The sequence below is a fragment of the Mycoplasma anserisalpingitidis genome (genome assembly GCF_007859615.1).
Lineage (GTDB): Bacteria > Bacillota_I > Bacilli_A > Mycoplasmatales > Metamycoplasmataceae > Mycoplasmopsis > Mycoplasmopsis anserisalpingitidis.
Genome location: NZ_CP042295.1, coordinates 881618 through 903102 on the forward strand (window position 1 = coordinate 881618; position 21485 = coordinate 903102).

At 28.2% G+C, this 21485-nt stretch carries 22 protein-coding genes and 1 riboswitch; of the genes, 13 read left to right on the top strand and 9 right to left on the bottom strand.

Annotated elements, in window-relative coordinates; translation table 4 throughout:
* The first annotated feature begins 19 nt into the window (after positions 1-19).
* The 3 genes from lysS to FRW55_RS03625 are packed head-to-tail and all read left to right on the top strand — an operon-like array spanning position 20 to position 3596.
* Positions 20-1492, top strand: a complete 1473-nt coding sequence (gene lysS, locus FRW55_RS03615) for a lysine--tRNA ligase (protein ID WP_146368767.1) — start codon at positions 20-22, stop codon at positions 1490-1492.
* Positions 1492-2379: an HAD family hydrolase gene (locus tag FRW55_RS03620; protein WP_146368768.1), complete on the top strand. Its 888-nt coding sequence runs from the start codon at positions 1492-1494 to the stop codon at positions 2377-2379. The genes lysS and FRW55_RS03620 overlap by 1 nt, the downstream gene beginning before the upstream one ends.
* Before the next feature lie 2 nt (positions 2380-2381).
* Positions 2382-3596: a trigger factor-related chaperone gene (locus tag FRW55_RS03625; protein WP_146368769.1), complete on the top strand. Its 1215-nt coding sequence runs from the start codon at positions 2382-2384 to the stop codon at positions 3594-3596.
* A 61-nt stretch (positions 3597-3657) separates the two neighbouring features.
* Here the strand turns inward: FRW55_RS03625 and FRW55_RS03630 are convergent, their stop codons facing one another.
* The 3 genes from FRW55_RS03630 to cypl form a co-directional block, all read right to left on the bottom strand.
* Positions 3658-4776 carry an ABC transporter permease subunit gene (locus tag FRW55_RS03630; protein WP_146368770.1) on the bottom strand — a complete coding sequence of 373 codons (1119 nt, stop codon included), beginning with the start codon at positions 4774-4776 and terminating at the stop codon, positions 3658-3660.
* A gap of 496 nt (positions 4777-5272) precedes the next feature.
* Positions 5273-6013, bottom strand: a complete 741-nt coding sequence (locus FRW55_RS03635; protein ID WP_162848297.1) for an ATP-binding cassette domain-containing protein — start codon at positions 6011-6013, stop codon at positions 5273-5275.
* Positions 5988-7088 (bottom strand): ABC transporter thiamine pyrophosphate-binding lipoprotein p37/Cypl, encoded by a 1101-nt coding sequence (cypl, locus tag FRW55_RS03640; protein ID WP_146368772.1) that lies wholly within the window; start codon positions 7086-7088, stop codon positions 5988-5990. Before cypl ends, FRW55_RS03635 begins: the two co-directional genes overlap by 26 nt.
* 26 nt (positions 7089-7114) lie before the next feature.
* Positions 7115-7208, bottom strand: a riboswitch (TPP riboswitch).
* Positions 7209-7301: 93 nt separating this feature from the next.
* Between cypl and pyrH the strand changes: the two genes are divergently transcribed.
* The 10 genes from pyrH (at position 7302) to FRW55_RS03690 (ending at position 16465) form a co-directional block, all read left to right on the top strand.
* Positions 7302-8018 (top strand): UMP kinase, encoded by a 717-nt coding sequence (gene pyrH / locus FRW55_RS03645; protein WP_146367667.1) that lies wholly within the window; start codon positions 7302-7304, stop codon positions 8016-8018.
* On the top strand, positions 8018-8569 hold the full coding sequence (gene frr / locus FRW55_RS03650) for a ribosome recycling factor (protein WP_146368773.1): 552 nt from the start codon (positions 8018-8020) through the stop codon (positions 8567-8569). Before pyrH ends, frr begins: the two co-directional genes overlap by 1 nt.
* A gap of 137 nt (positions 8570-8706) precedes the next feature.
* Positions 8707-9138, top strand: coding sequence for an LSm family protein (locus FRW55_RS03655; protein ID WP_146368774.1), 432 nt, complete (start codon positions 8707-8709; stop codon positions 9136-9138).
* Between the two features lie 8 nt (positions 9139-9146).
* A complete protein-coding gene (gene nusA, locus FRW55_RS03660; RefSeq protein WP_146368775.1) occupies positions 9147-10826 on the top strand; it encodes a transcription termination factor NusA in 1680 nt (559 codons plus the stop codon).
* Positions 10810-11097, top strand: a complete 288-nt coding sequence (locus FRW55_RS03665; RefSeq protein ID WP_146368837.1) for a YlxR family protein — start codon at positions 10810-10812, stop codon at positions 11095-11097. The genes nusA and FRW55_RS03665 overlap by 17 nt, the downstream gene beginning before the upstream one ends.
* The gene (gene infB, locus FRW55_RS03670; protein WP_146368776.1) at positions 11082-12887 is read left to right on the top strand and encodes a translation initiation factor IF-2; all 1806 of its coding nucleotides are present in this window, start codon (positions 11082-11084) and stop codon (positions 12885-12887) included. Before FRW55_RS03665 ends, infB begins: the two co-directional genes overlap by 16 nt.
* 11 nt (positions 12888-12898) lie before the next feature.
* Complete coding sequence (locus tag FRW55_RS03675; RefSeq protein WP_146368777.1) at positions 12899-13411, top strand: adenine phosphoribosyltransferase; 513 nt, start codon at positions 12899-12901, stop codon at positions 13409-13411.
* A 115-nt stretch (positions 13412-13526) separates the two neighbouring features.
* Positions 13527-14888 (top strand): phosphopyruvate hydratase, encoded by a 1362-nt coding sequence (eno, locus tag FRW55_RS03680; RefSeq protein WP_146368778.1) that lies wholly within the window; start codon positions 13527-13529, stop codon positions 14886-14888.
* Positions 14889-14955: 67 nt separating this feature from the next.
* The gene (locus FRW55_RS03685; protein ID WP_146368779.1) at positions 14956-15435 is read left to right on the top strand and encodes a dihydrofolate reductase; all 480 of its coding nucleotides are present in this window, start codon (positions 14956-14958) and stop codon (positions 15433-15435) included.
* 13 nt (positions 15436-15448) lie between these two features.
* Positions 15449-16465 carry a hypothetical protein gene (locus tag FRW55_RS03690; protein ID WP_146368780.1) on the top strand — a complete coding sequence of 339 codons (1017 nt, stop codon included), beginning with the start codon at positions 15449-15451 and terminating at the stop codon, positions 16463-16465.
* 47 nt (positions 16466-16512) lie between these two features.
* Here FRW55_RS03690 and tuf read toward each other — a convergent pair whose 3' ends face one another.
* The 6 genes from tuf to tsaE form a co-directional block, all read right to left on the bottom strand.
* Positions 16513-17700: an elongation factor Tu gene (gene tuf / locus FRW55_RS03695; protein WP_146367676.1), complete on the bottom strand. Its 1188-nt coding sequence runs from the start codon at positions 17698-17700 to the stop codon at positions 16513-16515.
* Positions 17701-17906: 206 nt separating this feature from the next.
* Positions 17907-18722, bottom strand: a complete 816-nt coding sequence (locus tag FRW55_RS03700) for an HAD-IIB family hydrolase (protein WP_146368781.1) — start codon at positions 18720-18722, stop codon at positions 17907-17909.
* A gap of 2 nt (positions 18723-18724) precedes the next feature.
* Entirely contained in the window at positions 18725-19555 is an 831-nt protein-coding gene (locus FRW55_RS03705; protein ID WP_146367678.1) for an HAD-IIB family hydrolase, read from the bottom strand.
* Positions 19556-19558: 3 nt separating this feature from the next.
* Positions 19559-20491 (bottom strand): tRNA (adenosine(37)-N6)-threonylcarbamoyltransferase complex transferase subunit TsaD, encoded by a 933-nt coding sequence (tsaD, locus tag FRW55_RS03710; protein WP_146368782.1) that lies wholly within the window; start codon positions 20489-20491, stop codon positions 19559-19561.
* Positions 20491-21054, bottom strand: coding sequence for a tRNA (adenosine(37)-N6)-threonylcarbamoyltransferase complex dimerization subunit type 1 TsaB (tsaB, locus tag FRW55_RS03715; RefSeq protein WP_146368783.1), 564 nt, complete (start codon positions 21052-21054; stop codon positions 20491-20493). The genes tsaD and tsaB overlap by 1 nt, the downstream gene beginning before the upstream one ends.
* Positions 21054-21452: a tRNA (adenosine(37)-N6)-threonylcarbamoyltransferase complex ATPase subunit type 1 TsaE gene (tsaE, locus tag FRW55_RS03720; RefSeq protein ID WP_146368784.1), complete on the bottom strand. Its 399-nt coding sequence runs from the start codon at positions 21450-21452 to the stop codon at positions 21054-21056. Before tsaE ends, tsaB begins: the two co-directional genes overlap by 1 nt.
* Positions 21453-21485: the final 33 nt, after the last annotated feature.

A 21485-nucleotide genomic window follows, 5' to 3' on the forward strand; every position in this document is an offset into this window, starting at 1 on the left:
ATTATTTGAAAGGAAAAATATGAGTTTTAAATACACTGAACAAGAATTGATCAGAAGAAAAAAATTAGATTTTTATAAAGATAACAATATTGAAGCTTTTAAATTAGCTTATGACTTAAAAGATATTGAATACAGTGATCAATTAGCTAAAAAATATGAAGATATATCCAAAGAAGAATTAGAATCTCAAAATATTTCTACTGCTATCGCTGGAAGAATTATGACAATGAGAGGTCCATTCATTGTACTTCAAGATTATCACGGTAGAATTCAATCTTACTTTAACAAAAAAGAACATGTAGAATTAGCAAAATTAGTTAACACACTTGATTTAGGTGATATTGTTTATATTGAAGGAACTGTTATGAAAACTCACACTGGTGAAGTTTCAGTCAGAACAAGTGACTTAAAATTATTAACCAAATCACTTAGACCACTTCCAGAAAAATTCCATGGATTAACCGACGTTGAAGAAAGATACAGAAGAAGATATGTTGACATGATCATGAATCATGACAGTAGAACAGCACTTTTAACAAGAAGCAGAATTATCAGTGAAATCAGAAGATATTTCGATAATTTAGAATATATTGAAGTTGAAACACCTATTTTACATCACTATATTTCTGGGGCATCAGCAAGACCATTCAAAACATTCCATAACGCTTTAACACAAGATTTTGTTTTAAGAATCGCAACAGAAGTACCACTTAAGAAATTACTTGTTGGTGGTTGAGATCGTGTTTACGAAATAGGTAGAATCTTTAGAAATGAAGGAATTGACACAACTCATAATCCTGAATTTACAAGTATCGAATTTTATGAAGCTTATTCAAACTTAGATGGAATGATGGAACGTACAGAAACATTGTTTAAGCAAATTGCAAAAAAACTTGGAAAAGAAAAAGTTATGAATGGAGATGTTGAAATTGATTTAACTAAACCGTTTAATAGAATCGATATGGTTGATGCAGTTTCAAAAGCAACAGGTCACAATTTTAGAGAAATTAGTTTTGAAGAAGCGGTTGAAGTAGCTAAAAAACACAAAGTTAAAGTTGAAAAATACTTCACAATTGGTCATATTATTAATGAGCTTTTTGAAGTTTTAATCGAAGAAACATTAATTCAACCAACATTTGTGTATGGACACCCAATAGAAATCTCACCTTTAACAGCTAAAGGTAAAGATCCAAGATTTACTGAAAGAGCTGAATTATTCATCAACACAAAAGAATATGCAAATATGTATACTGAGCTTCATGATCCTATCGATCAACTCGGAAGATTTGAACTCCAACTTGAAGAAAAAAATAAAGGAAATGATGAAGCGAGTGATATTGATTATGATTTTATTGAAGCTTTAGAATATGGAATGCCTCCTGCTGGTGGTTGTGGAATTGGTATTGATAGATTATGTATGTTATTTACTGAAAAAACTTCAATTAGAGATGTTCTTTTATTCCCAACACTTAAAAGAAAGGTTGAAAATTAATGCCAGTTGTTAGAAGAAAGAAAAAAGGATTAGCTAATAAAGTTTTAGCTTTTGATCTAGATGGAACAATTTTAAGAAAAGATAATACTCTTCACCCAGAAACTGAAAAAATGTTAATGGAGGCTAAAAGATTTGGTTCAACAAACGTAATTGCAACTGGAAGGGGTTTATTAAAAGTTATCCCTTTAATTAATAATGGGGTATTAAAATATATCGATTATTTAGTTTGTTCGAATGGTGCTTTAACTTTTGACCTTAAAAAAAATGAAACTACAATTTTAGGTTCTATTGGTATGGATGCATTTGAAGCAATGCTTCAAAAAGCTAAAGAAGAAGAATTGATTTTTTCTGTAGATACTGACGCTTTTAATGGGACGATTATTTTTTCAAATGATGGAAGTGAATTACCTTCATGGCTTGAAAATGAAACTATGGATCTTGCAATTTTAAACAGATTTACCGAAGAACAAGTTAGAGTTGCTCTAGAAGAGGAAAATGCATCAATTACTCAAGTTGCAATAAGAAGCCCAAGAAATAAAGCAGAGAAAAATACAAAGGAAATGCAAAGAATTCTTGGTGATAAATATCAAGTTGTTTTAACAAACTCAGTTTATACTGATGTTAATAAAAAAGGAATTTCAAAATTTCAAGGTTTACTATACCTTTGTCAACAATTAAATCTAAAAATAGAAGACGTTATTGCATTTGGTGATAGTGGCAATGACACAGAAATGTTAACTAAATGTGGAATTGGTATTGCTATGGGTAACGCTACAAAAGATGCAAAACAAGCTGCGGATTTTGTTATTGGTGATCATGAAGATGATGCAATTGGTGAAGCTATTAATTATTTAATTTGAAATGGCGTACCAGTTGAAGTGGAGTAAAAATGGAAAATAAAAAAGTTTTAGTTAAAAGAATTGATGCAAATATTAATGATTGACTAGCTGAACAAAAAAACGCTACAGATTATTTACAAAGTTCAGGTAGAAAAGATTTTAATCAAAATGACATCTTAGGTATTGCAACATCAAATTTTATTTCAAACCAAATTGGTGAATGTTTTAGAGAATTTTCAACTGACTATAGTAGAATTTATTTCTCACCAATTGTCAAAAATGTTGTTTCAAAAATTGAAGAATGTACTGCAGAATTACATTTCTTTTACATTGATGAATTAGAAAGATTTGATAATTCAAATGTACATCCTGAATACAAAATTAATGACAAACTAGAAGAAACTCCTCAAATTCAACCATTCATTGATTCATTTATGAATTCTTATGCATTTAAAATTGATAAGAAAGATAAAATTCTTGAAAAAAACGATTTAGTTTTAGTAAAAATTTTAGATAGACAATCAAACTTATCATCGAATAGTGAATACATTTATAATACAGATGGAGATAAAGATCCTTTACTTAAAGAATTGGATGCAGCGCTTGAAGGTGCTAAAGTTGGTTCGCATGTTGAGATTACAATCGATAATAAGGAATATGGAGTTGATGTTTTGAGAGTAAGACAAACTCAAAATATGCCCATTAACGATGAAAATGCATCACTTATTGGAGTACCTGAAATAAAAAATAGAGATGATGCTAGAAAATTCATTGTTTCAACTGTTGTGGAACAATTGTTTAATAAAGAATTACACAATTATGCTCTTTCTATCTATCAAGAGTTTGAAAAACAAATTGATATTTCAAAAGATGAACCTAAAGAGTTGATTGATTCAGAGATTCATAGAAGAATTCAAGATTTTATATCTCAATTCAAATTTAATAATACACAAATGAGTGAAAAAGAAATTGAAGAAATCAAAAATGAACATTACGATCAATTTAAAAATCAAACATTAAAAGCATTTAAAATGAATTTTATTCGTTCATGATTACCAAGATCATTAAAAATAACTCTTAAAGATGGTGAAATTGAAAAAGAATATAGAGCTCTAATGTCTATGACAACAGAAAATGACAGACAAAACATGAACATAAATCCTCAAAAAATTGCTGAAGTATTGATTGATAGAAAAGTAGCAAAACACTACTTACAAATAAATAATCCTGAATTGTATGAAAAATATAATTATGGGAAAAAATAATAAATTATCACGATTAATTTCGTGATTTTTTATAAATTAAAAGCCACATTAAGTGACTTAGCTATCTTCGTGTTCTTCTAAAATATATAGAAATTAATTCAAAGAGAACAAATAAAAGAGTTATAGGAATTAGAATAGCTGATATTTTTTCAATACTATCTTTTTTATCATAAATAATATACAAGTTACCCAAACCTCAACCAGTAAAAGCTCCATAGAATAAGCTATCTTTGCAGATATTTTCAAATTCAAGTTGAATGTAACTTATCAGATCCTTTTTTATGTAAGGCAAGATCAATTTTCTATATATATAAAATTTATTTTTTTTCATTATTTTATAGTATTCAAAGTATTTTATATCTATTGAATTTATGCTTTCGGAAATATATTTGGTTAAACCTCTGAAAGATGCAAAAGCAAGTGTTCAGGTCATTGCGCCAATACTATCTAAAAATATATTTAATAGGTAAAATATGAAAATTGAAGGCAACATTCTAAAAAAAGAAAGAATAGTTTTGAATATATAGGAAACAAATCAACTATTTATTTTTTCTGACATAAAAACAGAATAAATAAGACTAAAAAATATTGAAATTACCAAACAAACATATGACTGTTTAATGATTTTTAATGTTCAAAATCATCCGTTTAATTCTAATTTATTAAAGTCACTAAAATTAGGATTGAAAAATCTATATAAAGTCCTAAAAAAATTATTGAAGTTTATAGATTTAAATTCAAATTCTCTAATAATATTAATTGAGAGTATTAAAGTCACAATAAATAAAATAACTAAAACAATCTGTAGTTTACGATAATTAATATTGTTAATAATATTTGAATTAATATTTAATTTAAAATTATTAAATAGAAATTTATTAAACAATAACATTATCATTTCAAGAGAAAGAATCAAAATAAACATATATAAAATAGTCACAGAAAGAAATTCATTTCTTGATTGATACAATTCAAATAAGAAACCTATACCAGAAATTCCTACAGCCCCCAATATAGTTGTTCACCTAATGTTTGATTCAAGCGAAAGAAAATACATCAAAAGTATTTTTGGTCTGTTTCTTAAAATTATATTTTTGTAAAATGAGTTAAGTTTACTTTTGCCCGAGTAAATCATTTGTCAATATTCGATATTGGAGGTATTTTCAAAAAGGTTTGTCAAATATGAACTTAATCATATTCAGGTAAATCAAAATATTATAAGAGTCGCACCCAAAATTCCATTAAATGAGTTGCTAATTAAGGATATAAAAACAAAAACTGGTAATATTCTAAAAGCTAAAATTACAACTCTAACAAAAATGGTAAGAAATTTGCTCTTATGAAATTTTCTTGTTGAATAAAACGATGTAAAAACAGCGAATACAAAACCTAAAAAATTTCCTAAAACAACATATTGAATAGTTTTAGAAAAATAAATTCAATTTACTTCCCATAAATTAGAATTACCGAAATTTTTTTCATCAACAACATTAAAAAGAAAAAACTTATAAAGAGTTTTTTGTAAATCGCTGAAATTATTGGGATAAGCATAAAAAAGATTCAAGTCAAGTGAGCAATAAACAAAAAACGATATTAATAAAAAGATTATAAATCACTTAACTCAAGATTTGATTTTTCTTTTTTCACCACTCTTTCATGAAAAAAAGTTCTTAATTTTAGTCAAAAAATTCATTTAAATTTCCCTTACCAAAAGACTTCTTTTCGATGATATTTTTTATTTTGCCCTTTTCTAAGCAAATTAATTTATCACAATATTTTGTAGCTAAATGCAAGTCATGAATGTTGATGACAACAATTTTATTTTTACTCATTTTTTTAAATTGTTTGATAATTAAATCTGCATTGAACGGGTCAAGATTTGAGGTTGGCTCATCCGCAAAAATTATGCTTTTATCATTATAAATTTCTATAGCAACAAGCAATCTTTGTTTTTCACCACCAGAAAGTTTTTCGGTTTTTTCAAACAATTTATTTTTAAGTCCCAAATTTTCTAGGATTTTTATAATTTGTTCATTTTCTTTATCCTTAGGATTTCAAAACATTCTACCGAATCAACTTTTCTTGAATTCACATAATCTGTTTAAATTATCTAAAACACTTAAATCATTAATTAAATTAGGGAATTGTGAAATATAAGAAATGTTTTTTCTGAATTTTTTTTTATCTTTTCTTGTCGAAATAATTTTATTATTAAAATATATCTTCCCTGTTTTAATGTTATTGAAGGAAATTATAGTATTTAAAATTGTAGTTTTACCTGCTCCACTTTTACCAATTATTCCTATTAATTCACCTTGATTTAATTTGAGATTAATTTCAGACAATAACAATTTATTTTTGTCATAAACAGAAACGTTTTTTAGCTCTATATTATTGTTCGTATTTTGTGTATCCATAAAAACCAACTGTAGGGCCTCAATTGTCATTATTTGACGAATATAACTGTATAAAAGCATTAGTGATTATTTCTTGAATTTCTTCGTTCACTTTTTCGTTATTTACCACAGCAATATTGTATTGTAATGGATCTGTTAATGCTAAAATTTCCATTTTTTCATTTTCCATAGGAGTGTACTTAGAAATGTTATCGATGGTGTTTTTTGTTCATGAATATGAACCTTCATTATCAAAACAAATATGGAATGAATTATTTTTTAGCATATCCTTTGTTTTACCGTTCAAAAAATAATTTGAATAATTTGTTATTTCATAAGCTAATGAAACAAAAGAATTATTTTCAAGGTTAAAGTGCTGTTTTAGAAGTTTCTCTGGAAGTAAATATTTACTTCCTGAATCAGCACTTCCGTGTACAATTCCAAAACTTCTAAATTTGTTTCAATTCTTATTATTTCAAGCGCTTATAATTTCATTTCTAACTTCATCAGTTCCTGAAATTCAGATTATACCACGTTGAAAATCCACTAATTTGTCATCATAAAAATGCTCATAAATCGAACCATTTCATGGGTAATTTCATTCACTGTATTTTTCTTTGTTAAACAAGTCGCTTTGAAATTTAGCGTTAGTTATTATTTTGTCATTTTTTGTTCCGTCAACATAACTAAATTTTTCATTATCATACTTAAAAGATTTAGTAAGTGTTTGTATTAATGGTTTAATTTTATTAGCTTTTGTTTTATCTTGGTTAATATAATTTTCATAACTTGAATGTGAAACAAAGGCTAAATCGATGACCCCTTTGCTAATATTTTGCAAATTAACTAAGTAATCATCTGAAGCGTATGTTACTTTAATTTTTACTTTTTCACCAATAATTTCCTGCAATTTATTTTCTAATTCTACTCTTATTTTTTCAGGTTTATCTTCATCTTCCATTCAAGGAGAGATCAGTGAAATATTCATAACTTCAGCATTGCTTATTTTTTTATCACACGAAGAAGATAAACTTAATAGCGACAAAATACTTGCTGCTGAAAATAAAGTTAATGTAATCTTTTTTCTTAAAAACATATAAAAAATTCCTCTCTGACAGGGAGGAATTTAAAAAACGAACTCGCTACGCTAGCATTACCTAGATCAGCTCTAAGAGTGTTTCTCAATCCACATAAGTGAATACCCCTGTCTAGATAAATTATAAAATATAATTTGAAAACCTTTAAAATAATTTATAATCAATACATACATATATATTAAGTTATAAGCAAATTATAAGGATGTGATTATATGAAATATAAAAAAATATTAGTTAAACTTTCTGGTGAAGGATTAGTTAATAAAGAGAAACACTTAGCAATTGATTATGAATTAGTTGCAAATATTGCTAGACAATTAAAACAAATTGTTGATATGGGTGTGGAAGTTTCTGTTGTTATAGGAGGTGGAAACTTCTGAAGAGGTGCTTCGGCTGCAAAAAATGGTATACCTAGAAACCGTGCTGACTATATTGGAATGTTAGCAACAATTATGAATGGACTTGCTTTAAGAAGTGGTTTTGAACAACATGGATTACCTTCTAGAGTTCAAAGCTCAATTAATATAGATGCTAAAGTAGCAGAAAATTATGTTAATGAAAAAGCATTAAAATACTTAAAAGACGGTGAAGTTGTAATTTTTGTTGGAGGTACAGGTAGACCATATTTTACAACAGATACTGCTGCAACATTGTATGCTTCAGAAGTTGGAGCAGAGGTTATTTTAATGGGTAAAAACAAAGTGGAAGGTGTTTATGATAGTGATCCTAAATTAAACCCTGACGCAAAACGTTTTGATAAAATTACTTATGACGAAATTCTTGAAAGAAAACTTCAAGTTATGGATTTAACAGCCACAAGTATGGCTAGAGACAATAATATTTCTCTTATTATCTTTAATATCGCTGAACCAGATGCGATTGTTAGAGCTCTTAAAGGAGAAATAACTCACACAGAGGTGGTAAAATAATGGACATAGAATTATATTTATTACAAATCAAAGAAGCTGCTGAAAAATCGATTCATCATCTTAAATTTGAATTATCTAAAATTTCAACTGGTAGAGCTAATCCTCAACTAGTTAAATGGGTAAAAGTAGATTACTACGGTACACCTACTTCATTAGATGAACTAGCAAACATATCAGTTCCCGAACCACAACAATTATTAATCAAACCTTATGATCAATCATCTGTTAAAGATATTTTAAAAGCAATTAATAATGCTAATTTAGGAATTACTCCTGTTGATGAAGGAAATCAAGTTAGAATTACCTTTCCAGCATTAACAACAGAGAGAAGAAAAGAATTGACAAAAGCTCTACCAAAACACTCTGAGCAAGCAAAGGTAGGAGTAAGAAATGCTAGACAAGATGTCAATAAATTAGTTAAAGCTGATGAAAGTGTTTCTGAAGATGAACAAAAGAGAATTTTAGAAATTGTTCAAAAAGAAGTTGATAAATACATCAATGAAATTTCTGCAATTGTAAAAGACAAAGAAAACGAATTGATGAACAAATAATGTCATTTAGTGTTATAAATAAACACTAAGTGATTTTTTAATTTAAAAATGATAATCATATGATTATGCTATAATTTAAAAGCATTCAGGATTTACGAGTTGCATTTATGCAACTTTTGTTATTTTTGGAGGAGAAATTGAATTATAAAGAAGATTTAAAAAATCATTTTGGTGATGCAATAATTGATGCAAAATTAATTAGTGAATTTGGTCAACAAATTCTTGAAGTAACTGTTGATGCTAATGATTTAATTCAAGTTAATAAATGGACAACTTTATTAAATGAATATCTTGAATCTGTAACTTGATTTAAAGATGAATACGCATTAACTGTTATGTCTAAAGGTGAAAAATTAGAATATGAATTTGATGAATTAGTTGATAAAATAGGTGCTTTCATCAAAGTTAAATTAAATAAAAGCGTAAACAAACATGACATTTATATTGGTGAATTATTAGAATTTAACGATGGCGGAATTTTATTAAAGTGAAATGATCATGGACAATTTAGAAAAATTAAATTAACAAAAAACGACATTAATAATATTGAAAAATACATTAAATTTTAGGAGTGGTTATGGCTGTTAAAAAAACAAATGATGTAAATGATTCATTTATTAACAAAAATGAATTAATCAAAAAAGATTGATATAAAGTTATTAAAGGGTATGCATTAAGTAACAATCTTACAAAAGAAGAAGTTTGTGAATTTTTCTCACAAGAAACAACAAAGGCTATCAATAGAGATATAGACCCAGAAGCTGAAATTGTGTTTGACTTAGATAATGATGAAGAAAAAGTAATTATTTTTAACAATAATATGGAAGTTGTAGAAGATGATTTTGAATTTGAATCAGAAATTGATCCAGAAAGAATTTCTTTTATAACAATTTCAGAAGCTTCAAAATTACATCCAAACTGTCAAGTAGGAGATGTAGTTAAATATACAATCGATTTTAATCTACTTAGTGAAAAAATTAAAACGGTGATTAGAAACGGATTCATTCAAAGACTAAAAATGAACCAAAAACAAAAAGTATTTAACAAATATTCTAATTTAATTGGACAAAGATTAAAAGCCAGAGTTCTTTCTAAAAATAACAATGGCTCATATAACATGATTTTTGAAGATAATGTTACTGCGTTCTTGCCAAGTAATAAAGTAAACAGACGTTTACAAATGAAACCAGGTTCTATTATTGATGTTTATCTTGAAGAAGTACATGAAGAAAGCAAGCTAAGTCAATGTTTAGTTTCAACAGATTCTCCTAAAGCTATTGAAGATTTATTAAAAAACGATATTCCTGAAATTTCTGACGGTTCAGTTGAAATTGTTAGAGTTGTTAGACAACCAGGTGAGAGATCAAAAATTGCTGTTAAATCAATTCATGATGAAAATATTGATGCAGCCGCTTCAATAATTGGTGTTAATGGTTCAAGAATTTTATCAATTAGTGAAAAATTAGAAGGTGAGAAATTGGATGTTATTCCATTTTCTGATGATCTTAGACAATTTATTATAAATGCAATGTCTCCTGCCAAAGTGGTTGATGTAGTATTCAAAACTCCTAATAATGACTCGGCTTATGTGATTATTAATAAAGAAAATATTCTTGTTGCAATTGGTAAAAAAGGTTCTAATATCGAACTAGCTAAAAACTTAACAGGCGTTAATTTAGAAGCAATAACAACTGAAGAGGCATTAGAAAAAGAAATTCCATTTAAAGAATCTAAGGAATATGACAAACCATTAATTAGAAAAACTAAAGGTAGAAAAACAACAAAAAGCAACAATTTCTTCTCAGGATTTAGTTTTGATATCAATGAGTTTGCACAAGATGTTTCAGAATTTATGGAACAACAAACTTCAACTGTTGAAAAAACTCAAAATGAAAATGGACCTAAGGTTGAAAAACCAAAAGCTAAAAGAGCAGAAAAATTGAATCTTGATGATTTCTTCAGTGAAGACAATGTTCTAGAATTAGAAAAACAATCAAAAAACAGTGATGAATATGATTTCTTAAACGATATTGATTTTGACAAAATTTTTGATGATAATGAGATAAGTGAATTTGATGAAGATTTTGAAGATGAAACAAGCTTAGAAAAACCTGAAAAAGAGAAAAAATCAGTTGATAAAGAATACAAAAAAGCAAAAATTGAACTTAGAGACTTTAAGGTTGATTCTGACTTAGCTAATTATGGTCTTGATTCAAATTTAGATTTAAGTGACTTTGATGATGAATGAGAAAAATAATAATTACACTCGAAAATGTGTAGTTACCCATGAAATTTTAGATGTTTCAGAATTAATCAGATTTGATTATAAGAAAGATGCAAATATTATTTCATTAGATATAAACAAAACAAAGAACGGTAGGGGTTGTTATTTAAAAAATGATCCTGATTTATGGTCTCAGTTCATTAAAACAAAAGCTTTGAATAGAGCTTTTAGAACAAATGTAAACATTGAAGTTTATAATAACATTTACAACGAATTAACGGAGGTCTTATGGAAAAAAAGTTAAATAGAATTAGTAATGTTGAAGAAGTTAAAAAACAAATGTCAGTTGTAAAAACTGAATTAAAAGATGGTGTTTTTATCTTCACAGGAAAAATGTCAATAAGTGATTTCGCAGAAAAAACTAAAATTAACACAAATGACATTATTAAAAGATTTTTCTTAAAAGGAAAGGTTTATAACCTTAACTATGTTTTAGATGAAGAAGAAATTGCTGAATTATGTCTAGAATATGGATTTGATTTTAATAAAGAAACAAGTGTTGATGCAGGTAATTTCTTAGATGAAGTTGAATTTAAAGACAAAGAAAAAGATTTACAAAAAAGAGCTCCTATAATCACTGTTATGGGACACGTAGACCACGGTAAAACAACTTTAATTGACAAAATTAGAAACTCAAATATTGTAGCTACAGAATCAAGTGGAATTACACAGCACACTGGAGCTTACCAAATTGAATATAAGAAAAATAAAATTACATTCATTGATACACCAGGTCATGAAGCGTTTACATCAATGAGAGCAAGGGGTGCTAAAATAACCGATATCGTTGTTTTAGTTGTTGCAGCTGATGATGGTGTTATGCCACAAACTATTGAAGCAATTCAACATGCCAAAGCTGTAGATGTGCCTATTATTGTCTTTGTTAATAAAATGGACAAACCAAACAAAGACTTAGATAGAATTAAAGGTGAACTTGCAGAAAATGATGTTATTATCGAAGAATATGGTGGAGACACAATGATGGTAACAGGTTCAGCACTAAAAGGAAAAGGATTAGACGAATTATTTGATGCAATTAATACTTTAGCTGAACTTTTAGATTTAAAAGCTAACCCAAATAGATACCCAATTGGTGTTGTTATTGAATCTAGAACCGACAAAGGAATTGGTGCTGTTTCAACATTGATAATTGAAAATGGTACCCTTATTAAAGGTGACTTTATTGTTGCGGGTTCTAGATATGGAAGAGTTAGATTATTAACCGATACTAATGGAGTTGAAATTCCTAAAGCTACTCCAGGTATGCCGGTTGTTGTTAGTGGATTGAATTATATACCTATGGCTGGTGACAAATTTGTTGGTTTTTCGGATGAAAAATTTGCTAAAAAACTAGCTGCTGAAAAAAATGCTATAGACAAACAAAATGAGCTTTACCAAAGAAATCAAGCAACCTTAGATTCAGATGGCAAAAAAATGTTAAATGTTATTATAAAATCAGATGTTCATGGTGTTGCGGAAGCTATCAAGCATAAAATTGATGGACTAAATAATGATGAAGCTGTAATTAAAGTAGTGAGTTGAGCTGCGGGAACAATTAACAACAGCGATTTATTATTAGCTCAAGCTTCAAATGCTACTATCTTCACTTTTAATAACAAACCAACAGCTGCTCAAAAGCAATCTGCTGCTAACCTAGGAGTAACAATTTCTTCACATGATGTTATTTATAAAATTATTGAATCTTGTGAAAAAATGTTAGAGGGTGAAAAAGCACCTGTTTATGAGGAAAGAAAAGTTGGTGAAGCCCACATTATCAAAATTTTCTTCTACTCTAAAGTTGGTAATATAGCTGGTGCTATGATGGATGAGGGAGTTGTTAGAGCCAACTCAAAAGTTAAAATTTATAGAACTGGTAAATTAATTCATGAAGGAAGCATCGATTCATTAAAACGTGAATTAAACGATGCTAAAGAAGTCGTAAAAGGTAAAGATTTTGGATGTCATATTAAAAACTTTAACGATATTAAAGAAGACGATGTTCTTATGTTCTTTGAAGATGTTCAAGTTAATTAAAAAGGATAAAAATGAATTTAGAAAAATTTATAAGAAATGTTCCAGATTTTCCTAAAAAAGGAATTTTATTCAAAGATATTTCACCATTGTTAGCTGATGGCGAAGTGTTGAATTACACAATTAATCAAATGGCAGATTTATGTAAAGACTGTGATATTATCGTAGGACCAGACGCAAGAGGATTTCTTTTTGGAACTCCTGTAGCAGCATTTCTTAAAAAACCATTTATCATGGTTAGAAAACCAAACAAATTACCAGGTGAAGTTATTTCAATGGAATATGATTTAGAATATGGTTCAAACAAGTTAGAGTTACAAAAAGGTTTTGTTAAACCAGGTCAAACTGCTGCTATTGTTGATGATGTATTAGCTACAGGTGGAACAACAAAAGCAATCGTAAAACTTTTAGAATCACAAGGTGTTAGAGTTAAAAAAATCGTTCTACTTATGGAATTATGTGACTTAAACGGAAGAGAAATTTTTGACAAAGATATTAAAATTGAATCATTAATTAAAGTAGGTTAGTCCTACTTTTTTTGTGAAATATTTACATAAAATTTAATCTTTGAAAAATTTAACTCATTGCAACATTTTAATAATGCTATAATTTTTAATAATATATTAAAATAAGGAGAAAAAAATGTCAGCAATTACAAAAATTCATGCTCGTGAAGTTTTAGACTCACGTGGTAATCCTACTGTTCAAGTTATCGTTGAAACTGAATTAGGTGGATACGGTTCAGCAATGGTTCCTTCTGGAGCTTCAACAGGTTCAAGAGAAGCATTAGAATTAAGGGATAAAGGTTCAAAATATGAATCAAATTGATTTGGTGGTAAAGGAGTTATGTTAGCTGTTGATCACGTTAACAACGATATTGCTCCAGAACTTTTAGGAATGGAAGTTACAGAACAACGTGCAATCGACTACAGAATGATCGAATTAGACGGAACTGAAACTAAATCAAAATTTGGAGCTAACGCTATTTTAGGTGTATCTTTAGCAGTTGCTAGAGCTGCAGCAGATGAATTAGATTTACCTTTATACAAATATTTAGGTGGATTTAATGCACACCAATTACCTTTACCAATGTTAAATGTTATTAATGGTGGTGAACACGCATCAAACACATTAGATTTCCAAGAATTCATGATTATGCCAGTTGGAGCTAAAACATTTAGAGAAGCTTTACAAATGGCAAACATGGTATTCCACAACTTAGCTAAATTATTAAAGAAAGCTGGACATGGTGTTCAAGTTGGTGATGAAGGTGGATTTGCTCCAAACTTCAGATCACATGAAGAAGCTTTAGACTTCATTGTTGAAGCTATTAAAGCAGCTGGATATACACCAGCTCGTTCAGGTGAAAAAGCAGTTGCTATTGCAATGGATGCTGCATGTAGTGAATTATATGAAAACAATACATATACATTCAAAAAATTAAAAGCAGCTATTGAGGAAAAACGTGTTGGTTTTGAAAATTTAGGAAATGTTAAATTAAGTTACACAAGTGATGAAATGATCTCATACTTAGGAGCATTAATTGACAAATACCCAATCATTTCAATTGAAGACGGTTTTGCAGAAAGTGACTGAGAAGGATTTAAAAAATTCACTTCTGAATACGGAGATAGAGTTCAAATCGTTGGTGATGACTTAACAGTTACAAACGTAAAAATCTTAGAACGTGCTATTAAAGAAAAATCAATGAACGCTATTTTAATTAAATTAAATCAAATTGGAACAGTTACTGAAACTTTTGAAGCTATTCAAATGGCTCAAAAAGCAAATATGACAGCAGTTGTTTCACACCGTTCAGGTGAAACAGAAGATTCAACAATTGCTGATGTAGCTGTTGCTATGAACACAGGTCAAATTAAAACTGGTTCATTATCACGTACAGACCGTATTGCAAAATACAACCGTTTATTAGCTATTGAAGAAGAATTAGGATCAGTAAGCCAATTCTTAGGTAGTGAAACATTCTACAACCTTAAAAAATAATTATTTATAAATAAAATTGCTTATTTTAAATAAGCAATTTTATTTATGCTTTTGCTATAATTTGATAGTGATAAAAGCTATATTGGCATGTGATGAGAATGGTGTAATTGGCAACAATAATAAACTCCCATGAAACATAAAATCGGAGATGAAATTCTTTCAAAATAATATAACAAATCATGATGTTTTAATGGGCAAAATAACATTTCTATCATTAAAAAACGGACTTCCTAAAGCGAAAAATTTATTTATTCTATCTGATGATTTGTCAATAAAAACAGAAAGAAAAAATGAAAAAATAGTAACTAATCTTAGCTTCATAAATTCTTATAAAAAATCAAAAAAAGACATCTTTATTTGTGGTGGTCTTTCAATTTATTTACAGACAATAAATTTTGTTGATGAAGTGATTTTGAGTGTCATTGATGGTTCGTATATTGGGGATGTTAAAATAGATTTAAGTCTTTTTAACAATTTTGTTTTGCATAAAGAAGTTAGATATGAAAATTTTCGTGTGAAATATTTAGTTAATAAAAAAAGTAGTTAGCGAAGGTAATATTATGAAAAAGTGAGTAAAAAATACCCTTTGATTAGGGTCAATTGTCGTTGTGTGTGGAATGATTGCTAGTGGAACAGTTGCTACAAAATATTATGGCGGAAGAATCATTTATGATTTTGATAAAGCGGCAAACGAAAATTTTTCTGTGGATGAGTATGTTAAGTTTGAAGATAATAATTCAAATGATGCCATAAATTCTTTAGATTCAGCGGAAATAAATGTTTTCTTTATTCAAGATGGCGAAGAAGCTTATTACAATGGTATTAGATTATCAATGTTATCAAAAAACGAAACACACTTGTTTTATTCATCTTATTCTGAGTTTAATAAAAACATAAACTTTGATAAATTAGAAAAATTTCTAAAACATGATAGAAAAATATTTTACAAAAATGAATTTAATGAATTAATCGAAGTATCCGCAAACAGTACTGAAGAACTAAAAAAATATGAAAATGAAGTAAGAAGCAAAACTTCGGTAAAAAAATTAGGTGTATTCTACATTGATGAACTGATCGAAAATGTAAAGACTATAATGAACAATAACAAAGATAAAAAAATTAATCTTTGAATAAACTCAGACAACTTAAGATTTTATTTACCTCTAATTGAATTAGCGCAAGTTAATAATTTAGTTATTAGAGGAATAGAAGATAATCCTAATATAGGTAAAGAAGTTTTAGAGAATTTGCATATCCATCTTAATGAATGGTTAAAACATGAATTGGAAGATGTTGATAAAAGTGATGAACAGATAAAGAGATATGTAATGGATAGTTTTTATGTAAATCGATCTGAAAATTATCTTTTACCAAAAATTTATAAAAATATTTATTTTTATTTCAGTTATCATTCAGAATTAGATAGCTTGAATAAATTGGGTTATGAAAATTTCAATTTATTATCAAATGAAGAAAAAGATGTTAATGATTATATTTTAGAAAGTGTATCAAAGACTAATGTAAATTTAGTATCTTACTGAAATGAAATCATCAATGATTTTTCTAAGACTGATTAGAAGCAAACAAAAAACACAAGATTAAGTCTTGTGTTTTTATAGTCTTACTATTTAATAATTTTTGTTACTGAACCAGCACCAACTGTACGTCCACCTTCACGAATAGAGAATTTTGTTCCCTCTTCTACGGCAATAGGAGCAATTAATTTAACTTTTAAGTTAACATTTTCCCCTGGCATAACCATTTCACGTCCAGCTTCAAATTCAACTCCACCTGTAACGTCTGTTGTACGGAAGTAGAATTGAGGTTTATAGTTCTTGAAGAATGGTGTGTGACGTCCACCTTCTTCTTTTTTAAGTACATAAATAGCAGCTTCGAATTCTGTGTGAGGAATAATTGAACCTGGTTTTGCTAAAACTTGTCCACGTTCAATATCTTCACGGTTTACACCACGAAGTAATAATCCTGCGTTGTCCCCAGCTAGAGCTTCTTTAAGGTTTTTACGGAACATTTCAATTCCTGTAACAACTGTTTTTTTAGTAGGTTTTAATCCAACGATTTCAACTTCTTGGTTTAATTCTAATCTACCACGTTCTACACGTCCTGTAGCAACTGTTCCACGTCCTGTAATTGTGAAAACGTCTTCAACAGCCATTAAGAATGGTTTATCAAATTCTTTAATAGGTGTTTCAATGTATGAGTCAACTGCAGCCATTAATTCCATAATAGCGTCTTCATATTTAGCATCACCTTGAAGTGCTTGGAAAGCTGATCCACGGATAACTGGAGCGTTATCTCCGTCGAATCCGTATTCTGAAAGCATTGAACGAACTTCCATTTCAACAAGGTCGATCATTTCGTCTTCACCTTCTAACATATCACATTTGTTTAAAAATACAACGATACGAGGTACTCCAACTTGTTTAGATAAAAGAATGTGTTCACGTGTTTGAGGCATAGGTCCATCTGTTGCAGCAACAACTAAGATAGCTCCGTCCATTTGTGCAGCCCCTGTAATCATGTTTTTAACGTAGTCAGCGTGACCTGGACAGTCTACGTGAGCGTAGTGACGGTTTTCTGTTTGGTATTCGATGTGTGATGTATTAATTGTAATACCACGTGCTCTTTCTTCAGGAGCATTATCGATAGAAGCATAATCACGAGCTTCTGATAATCCTTTTTTAGATAAAACTGTAGCAATAGCAGCTGTTAAAGTTGTTTTACCGTGGTCAACGTGCCCGATTGTTCCAACGTTAACGTGTTCTTTACTACGATCGAAATCTAATTTTGCCATTGTCTTTTCCTTTCATTATTATTTACTATGTTTTAGCGCTAAAACCACCTAAGTCTAGTCTTTCAGCTAGAACCTATCCGTATAAATTAGCATATATATTTTACCAAAAAATAGTTTTTATAAATATGCTTTTAATTTAGCACGCTATAAGCAATATTATATATTAAAATAAATTTTTATTAAATTTAGATATCAATAAAAAAACATTAATTTTTATTTATGAATTGTCTTATAAATCTGGCTAATCCAGCATTTTTATAATCAAAATCTAATGTTATATCTGCAACATTTTTGAATAATTCTGACGAGTTTCTCATTGCAACAACTGTACCGAGCAATTCTTTTGCTGATGCATCGTTCATTGAATCACCAATGTGCATTGCATCTTTTGTATCGATTCCGAACATTTCACAATACTGTTTTTCAGAAAGTCCCTTACTTGCATTAAATGAAGTGATTTCCATTAAGTTATTTTGTTTACCACTGAAAGAAACTTCTAAAATACCTTCATATTTTTCAGACCATTGCTTTTGTAATTTTCTTAGTTTTTTCTTAGATAACGCAAAAACTAAAATTTTAAAAGTATCGAAAGGAACTGACTCAAGATAGTCTAAATTATTCTTAAATCCCTTAAATACATCAACAATTTTAAAAATTATTGATTTAGTGAAACTTTTCTTTAAGTCGGAATTAAAAACCGCAAAAACTTTGTTTTTAGCAATATCTTCAAGTAGATTTTTGACAGCTTGATGTTCTATTTTCTTAGAAATCACTTCTTTATGGTTTATAAAAATTTTTGCTCCGTTTCAAAGAATATAATTAGTAGCATTAATAGTTTCTAAAATTCTTAACGTTTCACTATTGTAACCTCTACCAGTTGAAACAATAATAGGTATTTCTTTTGATACTTCATTAATAGCCTTTATATTTTCATCACTAAAATTTGAATGCATTGAGTCTTTTATATCTAATGAAGTACCATCAAGATCAATAAAAATAATTTTAGGTTTTTTAATATTCATGGTTAATTATTTTCTTCCTCCTTTTTATTTAATAATTCACTAACAACATGGTAAAAACCATCATATTTATAGTGCGGTGCAATAAAAGTTGCATTTTTTATGTACTCAAAATCTCCGTTTTGCATCGCTACAGATTGACCTAAAACTCTTGATAAATCTTCATCAGCCATAGAGTCACCAAAGTTAATACAATCATGTGGATCAATATTCAATTTTTGACATATTTCAAGTGCTTGAGCAGATTTAGAAACTCTAGAAGAAGTTATTTCGATAACTCAATTATAATGAGCAGAAAAGTAATTAACTTCTGTGACAGAATATCTAAGTTTTTTAAGAATTTTATTTATTTGAAATGGATAAACAATAAAAGTAATTTTAAGAATTTTATTTAAGTCTATTTTATTGATTTCTTTGATATGTAAAGACTTCATTCTTTTGCTTTGTGTTAAACTTGAAATTAATTTATACAAGCGGTTTTGTGTTATTAAATATTCTTTTTCGCTTGTAAATAAAGCAAAATTAATCTTATGTTTTTTTGCGATTTCGATAATTTTTGACACTTCGTTTACAGCAAAGAAGGATTCCTTAATTAATTGATTTTTATATAGAATTTGTGCTCCAGAACTTAAAATTGCCGTGTCTGAATTAGTCATTTTTAAAATTCTTTTAACTTTTCTATCACAATAACTTCTTCCGGTTGTTATAATAAATTTTGATTCTTGATTTATTCATTCAACTGCTTTAAGATTTTTATCCGAAATAAGCTTTTTATTTTTTTTATTTATCAACGTCCCATCAAGGTCAACGAAAAAAATTTTTGGTATATTTGCCAATTTTTACCCCTTCTTTGTTAATCTTAAATAAGCTACTTGAGCAATCATTGCTCCATTATCAGTTGTATATTTCATATCAGGAATTATGACATTATTATGAAGTTTTCTGAATTCATTTCTTAAATATGAGTTCGCACTGACACCACCACCCAGAATTAATGAATTTACATGAAATTCTTCTAGTGCACTCTTAGTTTTGTTTATTAAATAATTAATTGCGGTATACTGAAATGAACTAGCGATTTGTTCTTTATTTAACTCCATATTTTTCATTTCTATTGTGTTGCAATAATTTAAAACTTGACTTTTTAATCCACTAAATGAAAAATCATATTTATTTTCAGTGTGAGGTTGCGTAAAGCTAATATATTCACCTGAATAAGAATTAAAAATCTTATCAATTGCTGGCCCACCTGGAAAACCAGTTTGCAATCTTCTTGAAACTTTGTCAAAAACTTCACCAACAGCATCATCAAGAGTTTCACCGATTATTTCTGTTTCAAAATAATTTTTAGCATAAATTAATTGTGTATGGCCACCCGAGACTAATAGGCAAAGACTTGGGAAAGTAACTTCATTTGTTATTGTTGCACTGAAAAAATGTCCTTCAAGGTGATTTATTGGTATTAAAGGTTTATTTAAGGATAGACTTAAAGCATTAGCAAATAAAAAACCAACTTGCAATGTTCCAATTAAACCAGGTTCTTTTGTGTAAGCGATATAGTCAATTTCATTAAGATTATGTTTTTTTAATAATAAATCATGAATAATTGAAATGTTTTGCACATGTTCTCTTGATGAAATTTCAGGAATTGTACCACCAAATTCCTTAAAAATATCTATCTGAGAAATTGTCATCATATCAATAATCTTGCCATCTTCCAAAATTGCTATAGAAGTATCATCATGGCTGGTTTCAATACCTAAAATCTTCATTATTTTTTCACTCCTATTTGTGGTTTTTTAATGTATAAAACTTCTTGTTTTAATGGTTCTTGATTGTTGAAATATTTTTTATAATTTCCAAAATTGTTTGAAAGTTGTTCAAAATTTATTTTACTAATATTAATATTTTCCACTTTTTCTACAACTTCAATAAGTGCTTTTATATTTTCTTGTCCATATAATTTAGAGTTGAATTTATATAGTTTATCACCTTGAGCATCTAAATAAATAAATTTCATTTCTTTATTTTGTTCATGTAAAATTTCAAATGTAGAAATTGTTGAAAATTTTTTATTAAGCTGCATCGAAATAGTTCTAAAAAAAACCATTCCTGAACGAACACCTGTAAAAAAACCTGGTCCAATATTTGTGATAAATTGATTAATTTGACTAATTTGTAAAGAATTTCTATTCAATAATTCACTAAATTGCTCTGGAATTAATGAAACTTTTTTTCTATAATTTTCTAAATGTATTTTATCTACTAAAGAATAATTATCATCAAAAAGTGCTACAAAAAAATCTTCGGTTGCAGTGTCTAAATATACTTTCATTATATCCTTTCAATTTGAAACTCTCTAGTATCTTTATCAATAATCTTGATATTGATTATTAATGCATTTTGAAAATTAACACTTAAATTTTTAAATCATTCTATTGCAATTATATTATCTTCAAAAAAATCTTCAAACTCATCTAAATCACCACTTAAATTGTATGCATCGATATGAATCAACCCATTATAATTCTTCATATAGTTAAATGTTGGTGATATGATATTTTGTTTTATTCCTAATTCCGATGCTAAATATTTCACAAAAGTAGTTTTGCCAGCACCAAGATCACCGCTGAGTAAAACAAACTTAATTTTTGGTTTAATTTCAAGAATTTGTTTAGCCAAATCTGCCAATTCTACTTGAGATTTTATTCTTATTTTTTGACCTATCAACATTTTATCCTTTTACTACATTAAAATAATATATTA